The sequence below is a fragment of the Solibacillus sp. FSL W7-1464 genome, assembly GCF_038004425.1.
Taxonomy (GTDB): domain Bacteria; phylum Bacillota; class Bacilli; order Bacillales_A; family Planococcaceae; genus Solibacillus.
The window spans coordinates 3774664-3791104 of sequence record NZ_JBBORC010000001.1; the positions used below are offsets into that span (position 1 = coordinate 3774664).

Sequence of the window (16441 nt, forward strand, 5' to 3'; positions counted from 1 at the left end):
CCCTTCTCAATTTACTTATTAGTCGATTACTACACCTGATTTTTTTGCAACACGAACTTTTTTGCCATCTTTGATCTCAATACCTACACGAGTCGGCTCGCCAGATTTAGGATCGATTAGCATTACGTTCGAAACGTGGATTGCAGCTTCTTGAGATACAATTCCACCTTGTGGGTTAAGTTGGTTAGGTTTAACGTGTTTCTTAACGATGTTTACACCTTCAACAAGAACTCGGTCTTGTTTAGGGAAAGCAGCTAGGATTACGCCTTCTTTACCTTTGTCTTTACCAGTAATTACTTTTACTTTGTCGCCCTTTTTAACATGCATTATGTGTCGCACCTCCTTGATTGGTACTGTCATGAAATTAAAGAACTTCTGGAGCTAAAGAAACGATTTTCATGAAGTTGCCATCACGTAACTCACGTGCAACTGGTCCGAAAATACGAGTTCCGCGTGGTGATTTATCATCTTTGATAATTACGCAAGCATTCTCATCAAACTTAATGTAAGTACCGTCTTTACGACGAGCACCTGATTTTGTGCGAACGATAACAGCCTTAACAACGTCACCTTTCTTGACAACGCCACCTGGTGTTGCTTTCTTAACTGTACAAACAACGATATCACCGATGTTAGCAGTTTTACGTCCAGAACCACCAAGTACTTTAATCGTTAAAACTTCACGTGCACCTGAGTTGTCAGCAACTTTCATACGACTTTCTTGTTGAATCACTTAGGTTACCTCCCTTCGGAAATATATTTTATTCCGAAATGTGTTATTAAATAATAACCGCTTTTTCTACAACTTCAACTAAACGGAAGCGTTTAGTAGCTGATAGCGGGCGAGTTTCCATGATACGTACGATATCACCGATATTCGCAGTGTTTTGCTCATCATGAGCTTTAAACTTTTTCGAGTATTTTACACGCTTGCCGTAAAGCTTGTGCTTTTTGTGAGTTTCAACTAAAACAGTAATTGTTTTATCCATTTTGTCAGAAACAACACGGCCAGTGTAAACTTTGCGTTGGTTACGCTCAGTCATACTTAAAACCCTCCTTTATCAGTTATTTGCACTGATTTCTCTTTCACGAATCACAGTTTTCATACGTGCGATCGCTTTGCGAACTTCACGGATGCGAGCTGTGTTTTCTAATTGACCAGTCGCCAATTGGAAGCGAAGGTTGAAAAGCTCTTCTTTCAGTGATTTCACTTTTAATTCAATTTCAGAAGTGGCAAGGTCACGGATTTCATTAGCTTTCATTAGATTCACCACCAGTTTCTTGACGTTTTACGATCTTACATTTAACAGGAAGTTTGTGTGATGCTAAACGAAGTGCTTCACGTGCGATCTCTTCAGATACACCAGCAATTTCGAACATTACTTTTCCTGGTTTTACTACTGCTACCCAACCTTCAGGAGAACCTTTACCAGAACCCATTCGGACTTCTAGAGGCTTTTTCGTGTAAGGCTTATGTGGGAAGATTTTGATCCAAACTTTACCGCCACGTTTCATGTAACGAGTCATTGCGATACGGGCAGATTCGATTTGACGGTTTGTAATCCAAGATGCTGTTGTAGCTTGTAAGCCAAACTCACCGAAAGATACTTCTTTACCGCCTTTCGCTTCTCCACGCATGTTACCACGGTGTTCACGACGATATTTTACGCGTTTAGGTAATAACATATTATTTGCCTCCTTCCACAGAGTTCTTTTTAGTAGGAAGGACTTCACCACGGTAGATCCAAACTTTAACGCCTAGTTTACCGTAAGTAGTATCAGCTTCAGCATGTGCATAATCAATGTCAGCACGTAATGTATGAAGCGGAACAGTTCCTTCACTATAGTGTTCAGCACGCGCGATATCAGCGCCACCTAAACGTCCAGATACTTGTGTTTTAATACCTTTTGCACCAGCGCGCATTGTGCGTTGGATTGATTGTTTTTGAGCACGACGGAATGATACGCGGTTCTCAAGTTGACGAGCGATGTTTTCAGCTACTAATTTAGCGTCAAGATCTGCACGTTTAATTTCAATAATGTTGATGTGCACACGTTTACCAGTTACTTCAGTTAAGTGTTTACGTAAGTTTTCAACTTCCGTACCACCTTTACCGATAACCATACCTGGTTTCGCAGTGTGAATAGTAATGTTTACGCGATTTGCAGCGCGTTCGATTTCTACTTTAGATACAGATGCATCTTTAAGCTTAGTTTCGATATATTTACGTACTTTGATGTCTTCGTGTAGCAAGTTTGCGTAGTCTTTCTCAGCGAACCACTTTGACTCCCAGTCACGAATAATACCAACACGTAGTCCTATTGGATGTACTTTTTGACCCACGGATTAAACCTCCTTCTTCTCAGATACCACGATTGTAATGTGGCTTGTACGTTTGTTGATTGCCGACGCACGACCTTGTGCACGTGGACGGAAACGTTTTAATGTTGGACCTTCATCAACAAAGATTTCAGATACAACTAAGTTATTAATATCTAACTCATAGTTGTGTTCAGCGTTAGCAACTGCAGATTTTAATACTTTCTCAACGACTGGAGACGCCGCTTTTGGAGTATGACGTAAAATTGCAACTGCTTCACCAATTTGCTTGCCTCGAATTAAGTCTACTACTAGACGAACTTTACGAGGAGCGATACGAACTGTACGAGCGATAGCTTTAGCTTGTGTCATTAGGATTTACCTCCTCTCAAAATTAGCGTCTTGTTTTCTTGTCATCTGCACCGTGACCTTTATAAGTACGAGTTGGTGCGAACTCACCAAGTTTATGACCTACCATATCTTCAGTAACGTATACAGGAACGTGTTTACGTCCGTCATATACAGCGATTGTTAAACCGATGAAGTTTGGGAAGATAGTAGAACGGCGAGACCAAGTTTTAATAACCTGTTTTTTCTCAGAAGCCTCTTGTGCTTCCACCTTTTTCATTAGGTGGTCATCAACAAAAGGTCCTTTCTTTAAGCTGCGACCCATTTAGGAACCTCCCTCCGTGATACGACCACGGCTCTCGAAACGAACCGTAGTTTTACCACATTATTTTTTACGTCCACGAATAATAAATTTAGATGATTTATTTTTCTTGTTACGAGTTTTGTAACCAAGAGTTGGTTTGCCCCATGGTGTCATTGGAGATTTACGTCCAATTGGAGAACGTCCTTCACCACCACCGTGTGGGTGATCGTTAGGGTTCATTACAGAACCACGTACAGTTGGGCGTTTACCTAACCAACGAGAACGACCTGCTTTACCGATGTTGATAAGTTCATGTTCTTGGTTACCAACTTGACCGATTGTAGCACGGCAAGTAGCAAGAATTAAACGAACTTCACCAGATTGTAAGCGAACGATTACATACTTACCTTCACGACCTAATACTTGCGCAGAAGTACCAGCTGAACGTACTAATTGTCCACCTTTACCAGGTTTCATTTCGATGTTATGGATTGTAGTACCCATTGGAATGTTTGCTAATGGTAAAGCGTTACCTACTTTGATGTCCGCTTCTGGACCTGAATAAATAGTTTGACCTACTTCAAGACCTTTCGCAGCTAAGATGTAACGTTTTTCACCGTCAGCATAGTTAATTAAAGCGATGTTCGCAGAACGGTTTGGATCGTATTCGATCGTAGCAACTCGTCCTGGAATGCCGTCTTTAAGACGTTTAAAATCGATAACACGGTATTGTTTCTTGTGACCGCCACCGTGATGACGAACAGTAATTTTACCCTGGTTGTTACGACCAGCTTTGCGTTTAATTGGTAATAATAAAGATTTTTCTGGTTTATTAGTAGTAATTTCCGCAAAGTCAGATGACGTCATGTTACGACGACCATTTGTGGTTGGCTTATACTTTTTAATCGCCATTTGTTTTCCCTCCTTCTTTAATGCTACTTATATGAATTTAAGATTAGATTTCGAATAATTCGATTTCTTTTGAATCAGTAGTTAATTTAACAATTGCTTTACGGCGTTTGTTAGTGTATCCACCGAATTTACCAACGCGTTTGAACTTACCTTTGTAGTTCATTACGTTTACTTTCTCAACTTTAACACCGAAGATTTCTTCAACAGCATCTTTAACTTGAGTTTTGTTAGCGCGAGTGTCTACTTCGAAAGTATACTTTTTCTCTGCCATAATTTCTGAAGAACGCTCAGTAATGACCGGACGTTTTAAGATATCACGTGCTTCCATTATCCAAGCACCTCCTCAACTTTTTTTACAGCATCTTGAGTGAATACAACTTTATCGTGACCTAATAGATCTAATACGTTGATTCCTTCAGCTGTTAACACTGTAACACCAGGGATGTTACGAGCAGATAAAATAGCGTTTTCGTTAACTTCAGCAGTTACGAATAATGCTTTTTTGCTGATTTCTAAAGCAGCTAATACTGATTTGAAATCTTTTGTTTTTGGTGCATCAAATGATAATGCATCAAGTACTACTAAGTTTTGTTCTAATACTTTCGAAGATAAAGCAGACTTGATTGCTAAGCGACGAACTTTCTTAGGTAGTTTGTAAGCGTAGCTACGTGGAGTAGGACCGAATACAACACCACCACCACGCCATTGTGGAGAGCGGATCGAACCTTGACGAGCACGACCAGTTCCTTTTTGACGCCATGGTTTACGACCACCACCAGCAACTGCAGAACGGTTTTTAACTTTGTGATTACCTTGACGTAAAGAAGCACGTTGTGCAACTACAGCGTCGAATAATACAGCTTCGTTTGGCTCGATTCCGAAAATCGCATCGTTTAATTCGATTTCACCAACTGAAGCACCTGTTTGACTAAGTACTGAAACCTTTGTCATTCCTGTTTCCTCCTTTCTTTAAGAGAATTATTTTGATTTAATAGCAGTTTTAACTGTTACTAATGCTTTTTTAGAACCAGGAACATTACCTTTAACAAGTAGTAAGTTGCGCTCTACATCAACCTTAACGATTTCAAGGTTTTGAATAGTAACAACTGTGCCACCCATTTGACCAGGTAATTTCTTTTGCTTGAATACGCGGTTCGGGGCAACTGGACCCATTGAACCCGGACGACGGTGGTAACGAGAACCGTGGGACATAGGGCCGCGAGATTGACCATGACGTTTAATAACACCTTGGAAACCTTTACCTTTTGTTACACCTGTTACATCGATTACTTCGCCTTCAGCGAAAATTTCAACCTTGACTTCTTGACCAACCTCGTAAGTCGCAGCTTCTAAGTTGCGGAACTCACGGATGAAGCGCTTAGGAGCAGTATTTGCTTTTGCTACGTGACCTTGTTCAGGTTTGTTTGAAAGCTTAACGCGCTTATCTTCAAAACCTAATTGGATCGCTTCGTAGCCATCAGTTTCAACAGATTTCTTTTGTAAAACTACGTTTGGAGTAGCTTCGATTACTGTTACTGGGATAAGATCTCCGTTTTCAGCGAAAACTTGAGTCATACCAATTTTTCTACCTAAGATTCCTTTAGTCATTTGTCACACCTCCTGTAAATTTTAGAAAAAGTTTTATATTTGTTTTTACCATTAAAGTTTGATTTCGATATCAACGCCAGATGGTAAATCAAGCTTCATTAACGCATCAACAGTTTGTGGTGTTGGGTTAACGATGTCGATAAGACGTTTATGTGTGCGCATTTCAAATTGCTCACGAGAATCTTTGTACTTATGAACCGCACGTAAGATCGTGTATACAGATCTTTCAGTTGGTAGTGGGATCGGACCCGATACTCCAGCACCTGAACGTTTCGCAGTTTCAACGATTTTCTCAGCAGACTGATCAAGAATACGGTGATCATATGCTTTTAAACGAATACGAATTTTTTGTTTTGCCATTACTTTCCCTCCTTCTCGCCTATTTTCTAGACATTCTCCACGAAAATTTCTCCTACACACCGCCATGGCAAAGCGGCCGGGTGTGTCGGCAACCTCTCGCTTCCTCGCAGTCAAAGACCAACATTCAACATTATATACAATAAAAAAGAAGTTCGCAAGTCTTTTAGCAAAATTCTTTTCATAATGTTTTATTCTTTATAAATAGGTTCGCTCTTTTTGAGCCGTTTTCTAGTATATAAGTTTCTGGCGATGAAAGCAACTGAAAAGGGAGTAATATGTTTTAAATATATTATTCTGAAAACTAACAGTTATGAAATTGAAAAAGTCGCCGCTTTCTATTTGCTGAAAGCGACGACTATTACTATAGGAAGAAAACGACTGCAATCCATCCGAAAATAATCTGTGGAATATTATAGAAGATAAATGTTGGCACACATGTATCCCAAATATGGTTGTGCTGTCCATCGACATTTAGTCCTGCTGTCGGACCTAATGTAGAATCGGAAGCTGGTGAGCCAGCATCACCTAGTACACCAGCTGTTCCGATTAAACAGATGATTGCTAATTCACTTAACCCCAGTTCCATTGCGATTGGTACAAAAATTGCTGCAATGATTGGAATGGTTGCAAATGATGAACCAATTCCCATTGTAACTATTAAGCCGACAATGAGCATGATTAAAACTGCAACACTTATATTCCCGTTAAAAATGTCCATTGCACCGGATACTAATGTTTCGACATCACCTGTCGCATTAATAACTGCAGAAAATCCGTTTGCTGAAATCATAACAAAACCGACAAATGCCATCATACGCATTCCATCCGATAGAACTGCATCTGCTTCTTTAACTTTTAGTGTACCTGTTATATATAAAATCATAATACCGGCAATTGACCCGACAATCATTGAGTCTGTCATCACTTGTACTACTATAGAAGTGATTAATGCCACTGCAGCAAAAACAATGTGCAATGTATTTACTTCTTTATTTAAGTCAGCCGTCTTACCCATTTCAACGTTTTCATACAGTCTTGGTTTACGGTAGGCTATAAAGGCTCCTACAAGCCCTACAGCCATCCCTAAGGCTACAATAGCCATGGCCTTAGGAACATCACTCAAAGCAATGTCCAATCCTGCTATAGCCATCTGATCGACTATAATCCCTTGATAGATTAAACCGAACCCTGCAGGTATGAACATATATGGCATAACTAAACCGAATGTTAAAATACACGCGATTAAACGGCGGTCAATTTGCAGCATATTCATAATTTTGATTATCGGCGGTACGATTAAAGGAATAAATGCAATATGCACCGGAATCAGGTTTTGCGACATGATCGCCATTGCCAGCAATACTAAGAAGATTAATGCTTTGGCGGCACCTTTCTTTTGGGATTCACCTTCACGCTGTACAATTTTTAAAATTGCTTTTACTAATACTTCAGGTATACCAGTACGAGAAATTGCGAGTGCAAATCCACCAAGCAGTGCATAGCTTAGCGCAATTGTTGCACCTCCGCCAAGACCGTCTACAAAGGCCTTGATCGTCTCTGTTATATCTAATCCGCCGACAAGGCCGCCAATAATTGCCCCTACTGTCAGGGATAAAACGACATTTATACGCAGTAGGCTTAAAATAAGCATAACCCCTACCGCTATTAATACAGCATTCATGTTGTACACTTCACTTTCGTCTGCTAAATTACTAATGTGTTAAAGTTACAAGAAAATTGAACATGAGTCAACGGATATAGATAAAATAAAACCGTCAAATAAGAGAAAATTGACGGTTTGAAGTATTATAAAGCCTGTTTTATTATTTTTCTGTAATAATTGATTGTTAATGCAGCAAATATGGTATACATGGCGATATATAATCCCATTGTCACAAGTAGAGGCGTTGTTAATTCTGTACCGAATAAAAACCAGCCGGACTTCACTGCAAAGTAGCTGTGCAATAGGCCAATCAGTAAAGGTACACCAAAGTTAAATAACTGTTTCATCATTATACCGCGCGTTAATTCTTCCTGTGTAAATCCGATTTTTCGGAGAATCTTATACGATTCCATCTCTTCATCTGCTTCGGACATTTGCTTAAAGTATAAAATGCTGCCCGTTGCCAGTAAAAAGGCTAAACCTAGAAAAGCCGTTGTGAAAATGGTCGTCCCATATAGATTTAAATTAAATTCAACCTCTGATCGCAGTGAACTGATTTTATTCATGCCACTGCCTTCTTCAGCTTCAAAAAGTATATTTGCGCCAGTTTGTTCATAAAGCATTTCTGTAAGCTTATATGTTTCATCATCTGCATCTACTAAATTGATTGATGTTTGTTCATGTGTAGTATAACCGATTGCATATTCTTCATTTAATTGCTGCAGTTGGTCAAACAGAGTATCTTCAACGATAAATACAAAGCCGCCTCCTGTAATATGCCATGCTATAATCGATGTATCGTTCACATCCTTAACTTTTAGCGGAAACTGGTGCTCCTGATGCAGCAATGTAAAGTCGTGTGGTGCTTCTATCGGCAATATATTTGCCTGGAAGCCATTATAGCCCGCAATAATCGCCTCTCCTTTTGAAAGTTGTACATCCGGATCGAGCTGATGGTAGTCCGAAAGCGGAATTATTAGGGCGTCCGCTAATGTCTTACCCTGAAGTAAATCTACTATTTCACCAGAAAAAGTTTCCGTCATATCAAATTGTGCGCTCGTTAACCTGAACTTATCTTCCTCAATTGCAATTCCTTCCTGCTCCAGCGCTTCAATGAAGGATTCTCCGCGTCCATCTACTATTATATAATCTGCTGGTACTGAATTTTCCGCCGTACTGCCCGCCGAGTAGTAACTGATATAAGAAAGAGTCGTAATGGCAAGAGATACCGCCGTTATGACAGTAATGAGCGTCAGTGATTTCGCATTGCCCTTCATCCGGTGCATAATTGGTGTCAGCGCCAGAACATCAGCTAGATTCAAATGCCCGTTCTTTCTTAGACGGAACAAATTTAATATGAATGCAACCGAATAGCGGAATACAAAATAAGTTCCGCCGATTGTCGTCGCTAAAATAATGATCATGCTTAAAAATAAGTTTGTTGTTTGCCCTGAAAATAATACCGTACTTTTATAGTAGCCATAAATAATCAATGCCAACCCAATCGCACCCATTATCATCGGGAATACACTAAAGCGTTTTACACGCTCGTCCGCCTGCTTGGATACGTTAAATAGTGAGAGTAAAGTTGTTCTGTGTACCATAAATGCCATTTGCACTAAAAGAACTGCGAGCAAAATACCAAATACACTTAACGTATTCACAACTGCTACTTTACTGATGCTCAGTGTTACAACCGCATCAAATCTTAATAGCTTTAGTAAAATCATCGCAAACAAACGTGAACTTAAAAAGCCCAATAAAATTCCGACGCTTACCGCACCGGCAAATAATAGGATGTTTTCAAAGGCTAGCAGACGTGTCACAAGCCCTTTTGTCATGCCGACTAATTGATACAACCCAATTTCCTTGCTGCGGCGCTTAATAAATAAGTGATTGGCATACAGCACGAAGAACAGGACAATAAAATACAGCATATACGATGCCGCTTCAAATCCGGAAGCTGCCGTACCACTTGCTTTTGTCGCTTCAATTACAGATTCATTGTACTGCAGTGTCACAAATGAGAAAAACAGCGTCACACTGAAAATGAGTGCGAAAAAGTATAAGTAATAGTGACGCATATTTTTTATCATGCTTTTAATAACGAGCTGACTAAGCTTCACTCTGCTCACCGCCTAGAACACTTTGCGTATTTAATATTTGCTGGAAGAATTCATTGCGTGATTTATCGCCCTTATACAGTTCTGTATAAATTTGACCGTCTTTTAAAAACAGTACACGAGAACAGAAGCTGGCGGCAATGGCATCATGTGTGACCATCATGATTGTAGCGTTTTTTGCTTTATTAATTTTTGCTAAATTATCGAGCAGTGCAGTAGCCGCTTTTGAATCAAGTGCTCCTGTTGGCTCATCTGCAAATACAAGTGATGGATTGGTTACTAGGGCTCTAGCTGCAGATGTTCGCTGCTTTTGACCACCGGAAATCTCATTTGGATATTTCCGCAAAATGTCTGCAATTCCTAAAATCGAAGCGAGTTCCTGTAAACGTTGCTCTGCAGCGGCTTTTGGAATGGTGCTGAGTGATAACGGCAATAAAATATTTTCTTTTACCGTCAAAGTGTCGAGTAAATTATAGTCCTGGAAGATAAAGCCGAGCTCGTCACGTCTAAACTTTGCCAATGTACGCTCCTTCATTCCTTGGAGCTTTTGCCCATTGATTTCGACAAATCCGTCTGTCACTTGATCTATGGAGCAGAGTACATTTAGTAATGTTGTTTTTCCGGAACCTGAAGCCCCCATTATGCCGACAAACTCACCCTTTTCCACTTCCAGATCTATGCCCTTTAATACTTCTTGTGCAAGCGAGCGCTTACCATATGTTTTTCGAACTTTACGTGCGATTAAAATGCTCATCGTTTCCACCCTTTCTTGTTACTTTCATTCTACATGTACCGTTAATGGGAATCGTTTGATTTACATGACAAAAACGCATGGTAAGTGACAAGTTCGTCACATTCCAAGCGTTTTTTGATATTCATTAATTTTCGGGAAAGTAATTTTTACAGAAGTGCCTGCCCCTTCAGTTGATTCGATTGCCAGAACAATATGCAGAGATTGTGCCGCCTGTTTAGCAAGGTACAGCCCCATCCCTGTTGCGGCACTCGTCTCACGACCAATTGTTCCGGTGTAGGATTTGCGGAATACACGCGGCAAGTCTTCACTCTTTATACCGACTCCGCCGTCTTGAATAATGAGAACCGGCTGCTCATTAACCATTTGAGCAGAGATTGTAATTTCTCCCCCGATATGACTATACTTTACCGCATTCGATAAAAGTTGCCGTACGATAAACCCTAGCCACTTTGCGTCTGATTGGACAGTCAGATCACCCAAATCCAGATTAATTGCTATTTGCTTTTCAAAACACCAGCTGCGCAATGCTTTGATTTCTTGAATAAGTACATCCTTCACCTGAACTTTTTCAATTCGGTTATCCTGCTCGATTGTCATAAGACGTGTTGCATGTAGCTGCTGGTCTAATAATAAATAAAGACGCAGCCATTCATTTTCGATGCGTTCCTTCACTTCGCTTTTCTCTACTTTTTCGAACAACAGCTGCATTGCCGTTAATGGGGATTTCATTTCATGTACCCAGGCTAAAAGCTCATCCTGCCGTTCTAATACGATCTGCTTCTGTTCCTGTATTTTTATATTCTTCTCAGCAAGCTGTTCTTTATAATCTTCATGAATAACGTCAGAGTAAGTTCCACTAAACTTGGCATATAGCTTCATTAATCTCCTGTCTTTCACATAGCGCAAACTGAAATAACCGGCGGCTAGTGTAAACCAGATAATGTTTAAATAAAGCAGGGAAACCTCATGGAATCCTGTGTCGAGGAATAATATTAGATTGATCAGCACCTGAAGGAGGATAACAAATAGGATGGCCGACAGATACTGCCTTATAAACAAGCGGATCATGCATCCACCGCCAAATAACCAAGGCCTTTTTTCGTCATAATCACATTGATGAGACCAATATCCTCTAATCGTTGGCGTAAACGATTTACATTGACCGTTAATGTATTGTCGTTTACAAAGCGTTCGTCATCCCATAATTTTCGCATTAGTTCATCCCGGGAAACAATTTGTCCTTTCGCTTTTACGAGCACCTTTAATATAAACAACTCATTTTTGGTTAACTCTATTTGCAGATCTTTATAATGGACAATTGCACGGTCATAATGAATTTCAGCTCCATTCCACTTTTCAATATCACTTTGCTGCGCTTCCTGATAATTATAGGCACGTCGAAGCAATGCTTGAACTTTTGCAATTAATACTTCCGTATGAAATGGTTTTTGCACAAAGTCATCTGCTCCCATTTGCATCGCCATAATCATATCCATCGGATGGTCACGTGAAGAAAGAAATAACATAGGAACATTCGAAACCGCTCTTATTTCACGGCACCAATGAAAACCGTCAAATGCAGGCAGCTGAATATCAATAATAACAAGCTGAGGCTCTTCTTCTTTAAATGTTACCATTATATGTTGAAAATCTTTCGGCCCGATTACTTGTATATTCCACTGCGCTAATCGTTCACCTATCAGTTCAAAAATGGAGATATCATCTTCTATTAATAATACTTTCAAAGAACACCACTCCTTCTATATACTTCCATTATACAAAAAACTGGCAGTCCAACTCTTACAAACTTTGCTATAATCAATTCAATTACAGGAATTATAGTTAAAGAGGTGGGGAAAGAAAAATGGATTTACGCCAAATCGAATACTTTGTTGAAGTGGCCAAGCATTTAAGTTTTACGAAGGCAGCTGCAACTTTGCATGTATCACAGCCATCTATTAGTAAAGCAATCCAAAATTTTGAGTCAGAGCTAGGTGTACCGTTATTTTACCGGTCTTCCAAACAGCTTGAGCTGACAGATGCCGGTCAGGCCGTTCTTGTGAATTCAATGCAAGTACTTGAATCATTTCAAAACCTGCGTTCGGAGTTAACGGATTTGATGGAATTAAAGAAAGGCCAAATACGAATCGGTATTCCGCCAATCGTTGGGGCCGAGTTTTTTTCGAAATTAATCAGCTATTATAAAGAGCTTAATCCATATATCGAAATTTTACTAACGGAAGTCGGAACGAAACGCATACGCCAGGAAATCGAAGCCGGTGAACTGGATGTCGGATTAGTATGCAGTGTAACTTCCTCGAACGAATCTTTGGAGACAATCCGATTTTTAAAAGATCCTTTACTGTTAATCGTCCATGAGAGTCACCCTTTGGCAGTAAAAGAAACGATACAGCTAAGTGAATTAGCGGATGAGACATTTATTATTTACCGAAAAGATTTTATTTTGTATGACCGCATTATTGAGGAGTGCTCCAAACACGGATTCTTTCCTACAATTGCCTGCGAAACGACTCAGAAAGATTTATTTATCGAAATGGTTCAGGCAAAACTGGGGATTGCGCTGCTTCCGGAAAAGCTTGCCGAGAAAATTCCATACACTTCGATTAAATGCATTCCTTTTCAGGAGGAAGCAATTCATCTGGAACTTGGGGTTACATGGAAGAAAAACAAATACTTACCCTTTGCAGTGCGGGAGTTTATTAAACTTGCCCGCGAATTTGTTTCCCAATAGAAAAGTTGCCTAGAAAGTTTCTGTATCTCTAGGCAACCATTTTATAATTTATCGGCATATTCATTCAGCTGTGCAGACATTGTTTGAATTTCCTTCACAAAATCGGAAACTTGTTGGATAGATTCGCTTTGTAATGTCCCGATAGTGGAAATTTGAGCAATGGAGTTCGTAATCTTTTGGGTAGCCTCATTAATTTGGGCCATTGTTTCTCTGATTTTTTGTGTTGATTCAATTGTTTCTTTCGAAAATTTACGGATTTCCGTCGCAACGACTTCAAAACCTCTTCCCTTTTCACCTGCACGGGCAGCTTCAATTGCTGCATTTAAGCCTAATAAATTCGTTTGGTCCGCCATTCGTTTCAACAACGTTAAAATATCGGAAGTCTGTTGAACATTCTTCTCAGCCTGCTTTGATTGTTCCAGCAGCTCATTTGCCGACTCTTTCAATTTTGTCGAACCACCCGCAATGCTGCCTATTTGCTCATTCGCCTGTGTTAAAGAACCCGTTATTGCTTGGGAAATTTCTATTAATTCTGAGTGCTTTCTTACTTGGACAGCAATTCCTCCGACTGTTTTACCTGTTTTATCGTATAAAGGCGTCGCTGTACCGATAAATTCAAAACCGTAATAATCCGACGGTACAACTGCCTCTAAACGGCGGCTGTTCTTTAACGCAATCATTAATGGTTCTTCCGGATGTAATTGTTGACCGACTCGTATTTTCAGATCTAAATCTTCGGCAGGAAAATAGGCTACAAACTTCTCTATATCACATACTGCAATCGATAAGTCTACCGGAATTGCTTCTTTCACAACCGGTATTATTGACATAAGCGCATCTAAAGATTCAATTTTATTTAGCATTTTTAGTTCTCTTCTTTCCTATATCGATTACTACATTGTTACTGTTATACACATTTTCACACTAAAATAAGTAAATTTCCATTATTTTTTGCTACTTGTATAAAAAAACTACTATCTCAGAAGAAATAGTAGTAACTTAGATAACCTTATGCGTTTACTTTTTGTTTTGCTTTTGCTTCAATACGTTTTTTGTGTAAAATTGGCTCTGTGTAGCCGTTTGGTTGATCATAACCTTTAAATATTAACTCGCTTGCCGCTTGGAAAGCTACTGAATCCCCGTAGTTTGCTGACATTGGCGAATATTCCGGATCACCTGCATTTTGCTCATCTACAACTTTTGCCATACGGTTCAACGATTCCTCTACTTGTTCTTTCGTACAAATACCGTGATGCAGCCAGTTTGCTACATGCTGACTTGAAATACGCAGTGTAGCGCGGTCTTCCATTAAGCCAATATCATTAATATCCGGCACTTTCGAACAGCCTACACCATGCTCTACCCAGCGGATAACATAGCCTAGAATTCCTTGAACATTATTATCAAGCTCATTTTGGATTTCTTCCGGTGACCAGTCTGTATTTGCCGCTACCGGAATTTCCAAAATCGCATCCTGTAAATCTTCCGAAGTCACAATACCTTTTTGAACATCTTTTACATTTACTTCATGGTAATGCGTTGCATGTAATGTTGCAGCTGTCGGCGATGGAACCCAGGCAGTGTTCGCCCCTGCTTTCGGGTGATTGATTTTTTGTTCAATCATATCCGCCATTAAGTCCGGCATTGCCCACATTCCTTTACCGATTTGTGCACGTCCTTGCAAGCCTGCATTTAACCCAACAATAACATTTGATTTTTCATATGAAGTAAGCCATGTTGAAGTTTTCATTTCGCCTTTGCGAATCATCGGGCCCGCTTCCATCGATGTATGGATTTCATCACCAGTACGATCCAGGAACCCAGTATTAATAAATACGATACGGTTTTTCACTTCACGAATACATGCTTTCAAGTTAAGTGATGTACGACGCTCCTCATCCATAACACCGATCTTTAACGTGAACCGTTCCAAACCGATTAAATCTTCTACACGCTCAAATAGTTTATTTGCAAATGCTACTTCTTTTGAGCCATGCATTTTCGGTTTTACAATATATATAGACCCTTTTTGCGAATTTTTATACTGACCGTTGCCGATTACTTCATGCTTCGCTATTAAACTCGTTACGACACCATCAATTATTCCTTCAGGCACTTCGCTACCATCTTTATCTAGAATAGCTGAATTTGTCATCAAGTGACCTACATTGCGGATAAACATTAACGAACGTCCGTTTAATGTTACCGTATCCCCATTAACTCCTGTATATACACGGTCAGGGTTTAATGTACGTGTTACCGTTTTTGAGCCTTTTTCAAAAGTTGCCGTCAAGTCGCCTTTCATTAGCCCTAACCAGTTCGCATAAACTTCCACTTTATCCTCTGCATCTACTGCCGCTACCGAATCCTCGCAATCCATAATTGTTGTAATTGCGGACTCTAAATAAATATCTTTTACACCGGCTGCATCATCTTTTCCAATTGGATGATTGCGGTCTATTTGAATTTCAATGTGTAAATCGTTATTTTTCAGTAAAATTGCAGTTGGCTGTTCTGTTGTTCCTTGAAAGCCAATTAATTTTTCCGGTTCTGCCAATGTCGTCGTTTCACCATCAGCCAATGTAATTACTAATTTATTTTCTGCAATTTTATAATTCACTGCATCAGTATGTGAGGCTGCTGTTAAAGGTGCAGCTTGATCTAAAAACTTCTTCGCATACGCGATTACTTTGTTACCACGGAGTGGATTATAACCTTTGCCTGCTTCGGCACCATCTTCATCACTGATAGCATCCGTACCATATAGTGCATCATACAAACTTCCCCAACGTGCATTGGCAGCGTTAATTGCATAGCGTGCATTGCTTACAGGTACAACTAATTGCGGACCTGCCTGATATGCAATTTCTGCATCAACGTTTTCTGTTTCCACTTGGAAATCTTCTACTTTTGGTTCTACATAACCGATTTCTTCTAAAAATGCTTTATAATCGGCAAATTGGAAATTCCCCTTATTTCCTTTATGCCACTCATTAATTTGTGACTGCAGTGCATCCCGTTGAGCAAGCAATGCCTTATTTTCAGGTGCCAACTCATGAATCAGCTGATCGAAGCCCTCCCAAAATGCCGTTTGCTCTACCCCACTGTTTGGTAATACTTGTTCATTAATAAACTGAAATAATACTTCCGCTACTTGTAAGTTTCCCACTTGCACATAATTTGTCACCATTAAATCCCCCTTTTAAATGAACATTTCTAATAATTAATTAGAATCCCCTGTTCTTACCTTTCATTATACAAGAGTCATTATATATAAATGAAATACATATATTGAAT

At 39.7% G+C, this 16441-nt stretch carries 21 protein-coding genes; 1 reads left to right on the top strand and 20 read right to left on the bottom strand.

Features of this window, described 5'->3' with window-relative positions:
- Positions 1-18 precede the first annotated feature (18 nt).
- The 18 genes from rplX to MKZ25_RS18965 form a co-directional block, all read right to left on the bottom strand.
- Positions 19-327 carry a 50S ribosomal protein L24 gene (gene rplX, locus MKZ25_RS18880; protein ID WP_191701161.1) on the bottom strand — a complete coding sequence of 103 codons (309 nt, stop codon included), beginning with the start codon at positions 325-327 and terminating at the stop codon, positions 19-21.
- Between the two features lie 37 nt (positions 328-364).
- Positions 365-733 carry a 50S ribosomal protein L14 gene (gene rplN / locus MKZ25_RS18885; RefSeq protein ID WP_008406955.1) on the bottom strand — a complete coding sequence of 123 codons (369 nt, stop codon included), beginning with the start codon at positions 731-733 and terminating at the stop codon, positions 365-367.
- Positions 734-779: 46 nt separating this feature from the next.
- Positions 780-1043 carry a 30S ribosomal protein S17 gene (gene rpsQ, locus MKZ25_RS18890; protein ID WP_079523483.1) on the bottom strand — a complete coding sequence of 88 codons (264 nt, stop codon included), beginning with the start codon at positions 1041-1043 and terminating at the stop codon, positions 780-782.
- Positions 1044-1061: 18 nt separating this feature from the next.
- Positions 1062-1262 carry a 50S ribosomal protein L29 gene (rpmC, locus tag MKZ25_RS18895; RefSeq protein WP_004233646.1) on the bottom strand — a complete coding sequence of 67 codons (201 nt, stop codon included), beginning with the start codon at positions 1260-1262 and terminating at the stop codon, positions 1062-1064.
- Entirely contained in the window at positions 1252-1686 is a 435-nt protein-coding gene (rplP, locus tag MKZ25_RS18900; RefSeq protein ID WP_191704084.1) for a 50S ribosomal protein L16, read from the bottom strand. The genes rpmC and rplP overlap by 11 nt, the downstream gene beginning before the upstream one ends.
- A gap of 1 nt (position 1687) precedes the next feature.
- The gene (gene rpsC, locus MKZ25_RS18905) at positions 1688-2344 is read right to left on the bottom strand and encodes a 30S ribosomal protein S3 (RefSeq protein WP_340802820.1); all 657 of its coding nucleotides are present in this window, start codon (positions 2342-2344) and stop codon (positions 1688-1690) included.
- A 3-nt stretch (positions 2345-2347) separates the two neighbouring features.
- Positions 2348-2692: a 50S ribosomal protein L22 gene (rplV, locus tag MKZ25_RS18910; RefSeq protein WP_340716737.1), complete on the bottom strand. Its 345-nt coding sequence runs from the start codon at positions 2690-2692 to the stop codon at positions 2348-2350.
- A 22-nt stretch (positions 2693-2714) separates the two neighbouring features.
- Complete coding sequence (gene rpsS, locus MKZ25_RS18915; protein WP_004233637.1) at positions 2715-2993, bottom strand: 30S ribosomal protein S19; 279 nt, start codon at positions 2991-2993, stop codon at positions 2715-2717.
- A 60-nt stretch (positions 2994-3053) separates the two neighbouring features.
- The gene (rplB, locus tag MKZ25_RS18920) at positions 3054-3884 is read right to left on the bottom strand and encodes a 50S ribosomal protein L2 (protein ID WP_251690865.1); all 831 of its coding nucleotides are present in this window, start codon (positions 3882-3884) and stop codon (positions 3054-3056) included.
- Positions 3885-3927: 43 nt separating this feature from the next.
- On the bottom strand, positions 3928-4212 hold the full coding sequence (gene rplW, locus MKZ25_RS18925; RefSeq protein ID WP_340802821.1) for a 50S ribosomal protein L23: 285 nt from the start codon (positions 4210-4212) through the stop codon (positions 3928-3930).
- Complete coding sequence (gene rplD, locus MKZ25_RS18930; RefSeq protein WP_340802822.1) at positions 4212-4835, bottom strand: 50S ribosomal protein L4; 624 nt, start codon at positions 4833-4835, stop codon at positions 4212-4214. Before rplD ends, rplW begins: the two co-directional genes overlap by 1 nt.
- Before the next feature lie 27 nt (positions 4836-4862).
- On the bottom strand, positions 4863-5492 hold the full coding sequence (gene rplC, locus MKZ25_RS18935; RefSeq protein ID WP_340802823.1) for a 50S ribosomal protein L3: 630 nt from the start codon (positions 5490-5492) through the stop codon (positions 4863-4865).
- A gap of 51 nt (positions 5493-5543) precedes the next feature.
- Entirely contained in the window at positions 5544-5852 is a 309-nt protein-coding gene (gene rpsJ / locus MKZ25_RS18940; protein WP_008406970.1) for a 30S ribosomal protein S10, read from the bottom strand.
- A 361-nt stretch (positions 5853-6213) separates the two neighbouring features.
- Complete coding sequence (locus MKZ25_RS18945; RefSeq protein WP_340802824.1) at positions 6214-7533, bottom strand: Na+/H+ antiporter family protein; 1320 nt, start codon at positions 7531-7533, stop codon at positions 6214-6216.
- A gap of 125 nt (positions 7534-7658) precedes the next feature.
- Positions 7659-9641: an FtsX-like permease family protein gene (locus MKZ25_RS18950; RefSeq protein ID WP_340802825.1), complete on the bottom strand. Its 1983-nt coding sequence runs from the start codon at positions 9639-9641 to the stop codon at positions 7659-7661.
- Positions 9631-10392, bottom strand: coding sequence for an ABC transporter ATP-binding protein (locus MKZ25_RS18955; RefSeq protein ID WP_340802826.1), 762 nt, complete (start codon positions 10390-10392; stop codon positions 9631-9633). The genes MKZ25_RS18950 and MKZ25_RS18955 overlap by 11 nt, the downstream gene beginning before the upstream one ends.
- A gap of 96 nt (positions 10393-10488) precedes the next feature.
- Complete coding sequence (locus MKZ25_RS18960) at positions 10489-11460, bottom strand: sensor histidine kinase (RefSeq protein ID WP_340802827.1); 972 nt, start codon at positions 11458-11460, stop codon at positions 10489-10491.
- Positions 11457-12137: a response regulator transcription factor gene (locus MKZ25_RS18965; RefSeq protein WP_340802828.1), complete on the bottom strand. Its 681-nt coding sequence runs from the start codon at positions 12135-12137 to the stop codon at positions 11457-11459. Before MKZ25_RS18965 ends, MKZ25_RS18960 begins: the two co-directional genes overlap by 4 nt.
- Before the next feature lie 119 nt (positions 12138-12256).
- Here MKZ25_RS18965 and MKZ25_RS18970 point away from each other — a divergent pair, with 119 nt between their 5' ends.
- Positions 12257-13144, top strand: a complete 888-nt coding sequence (locus MKZ25_RS18970) for a LysR family transcriptional regulator (RefSeq protein ID WP_340802829.1) — start codon at positions 12257-12259, stop codon at positions 13142-13144.
- Positions 13145-13185: 41 nt separating this feature from the next.
- Here the strand turns inward: MKZ25_RS18970 and MKZ25_RS18975 are convergent, their stop codons facing one another.
- Together MKZ25_RS18975 and MKZ25_RS18980 are read right to left on the bottom strand one after the other, a co-directional pair.
- Positions 13186-14007, bottom strand: a complete 822-nt coding sequence (locus MKZ25_RS18975; protein ID WP_340802831.1) for a methyl-accepting chemotaxis protein — start codon at positions 14005-14007, stop codon at positions 13186-13188.
- Positions 14008-14153: 146 nt separating this feature from the next.
- Positions 14154-16334 carry a malate synthase G gene (locus MKZ25_RS18980; RefSeq protein ID WP_340802832.1) on the bottom strand — a complete coding sequence of 727 codons (2181 nt, stop codon included), beginning with the start codon at positions 16332-16334 and terminating at the stop codon, positions 14154-14156.
- Positions 16335-16441 lie beyond the last annotated feature (107 nt).

What these genes read in the sequence shown, in the direction of transcription:
- rplV (WP_340716737.1), bottom strand. Translation starts at nt 2,692, where the DNA reads ATGACACAAGCTAAAGCTATCGCTCGTACAGTTCGTATCGCTCCTCGT.
- rplW (WP_340802821.1), bottom strand. Translation starts at nt 4,212, where the DNA reads ATGGAAGCACGTGATATCTTAAAACGTCCGGTCATTACTGAGCGTTCT.
- rpsJ (WP_008406970.1), bottom strand. Translation starts at nt 5,852, where the DNA reads ATGGCAAAACAAAAAATTCGTATTCGTTTAAAAGCATATGATCACCGT.
- MKZ25_RS18970 (WP_340802829.1), top strand. Translation starts at nt 12,257, where the DNA reads ATGGATTTACGCCAAATCGAATACTTTGTTGAAGTGGCCAAGCATTTA.
- MKZ25_RS18975 (WP_340802831.1), bottom strand. Translation starts at nt 14,007, where the DNA reads ATGCTAAATAAAATTGAATCTTTAGATGCGCTTATGTCAATAATACCG.
- rplX (WP_191701161.1), bottom strand. Translation starts at nt 327, where the DNA reads ATGCATGTTAAAAAGGGCGACAAAGTAAAAGTAATTACTGGTAAAGAC.
- rpmC (WP_004233646.1), bottom strand. Translation starts at nt 1,262, where the DNA reads ATGAAAGCTAATGAAATCCGTGACCTTGCCACTTCTGAAATTGAATTA.
- rplD (WP_340802822.1), bottom strand. Translation starts at nt 4,835, where the DNA reads ATGACAAAGGTTTCAGTACTTAGTCAAACAGGTGCTTCAGTTGGTGAA.
- MKZ25_RS18960 (WP_340802827.1), bottom strand. Translation starts at nt 11,460, where the DNA reads ATGATCCGCTTGTTTATAAGGCAGTATCTGTCGGCCATCCTATTTGTT.
- rpsQ (WP_079523483.1), bottom strand. Translation starts at nt 1,043, where the DNA reads ATGACTGAGCGTAACCAACGCAAAGTTTACACTGGCCGTGTTGTTTCT.
- rpsS (WP_004233637.1), bottom strand. Translation starts at nt 2,993, where the DNA reads ATGGGTCGCAGCTTAAAGAAAGGACCTTTTGTTGATGACCACCTAATG.
- rplB (WP_251690865.1), bottom strand. Translation starts at nt 3,884, where the DNA reads ATGGCGATTAAAAAGTATAAGCCAACCACAAATGGTCGTCGTAACATG.
- rplP (WP_191704084.1), bottom strand. Translation starts at nt 1,686, where the DNA reads ATGTTATTACCTAAACGCGTAAAATATCGTCGTGAACACCGTGGTAAC.
- MKZ25_RS18955 (WP_340802826.1), bottom strand. Translation starts at nt 10,392, where the DNA reads ATGAGCATTTTAATCGCACGTAAAGTTCGAAAAACATATGGTAAGCGC.
- rplC (WP_340802823.1), bottom strand. Translation starts at nt 5,492, where the DNA reads ATGACTAAAGGAATCTTAGGTAGAAAAATTGGTATGACTCAAGTTTTC.
- MKZ25_RS18945 (WP_340802824.1), bottom strand. Translation starts at nt 7,533, where the DNA reads ATGAATGCTGTATTAATAGCGGTAGGGGTTATGCTTATTTTAAGCCTA.
- MKZ25_RS18980 (WP_340802832.1), bottom strand. Translation starts at nt 16,334, where the DNA reads ATGGTGACAAATTATGTGCAAGTGGGAAACTTACAAGTAGCGGAAGTA.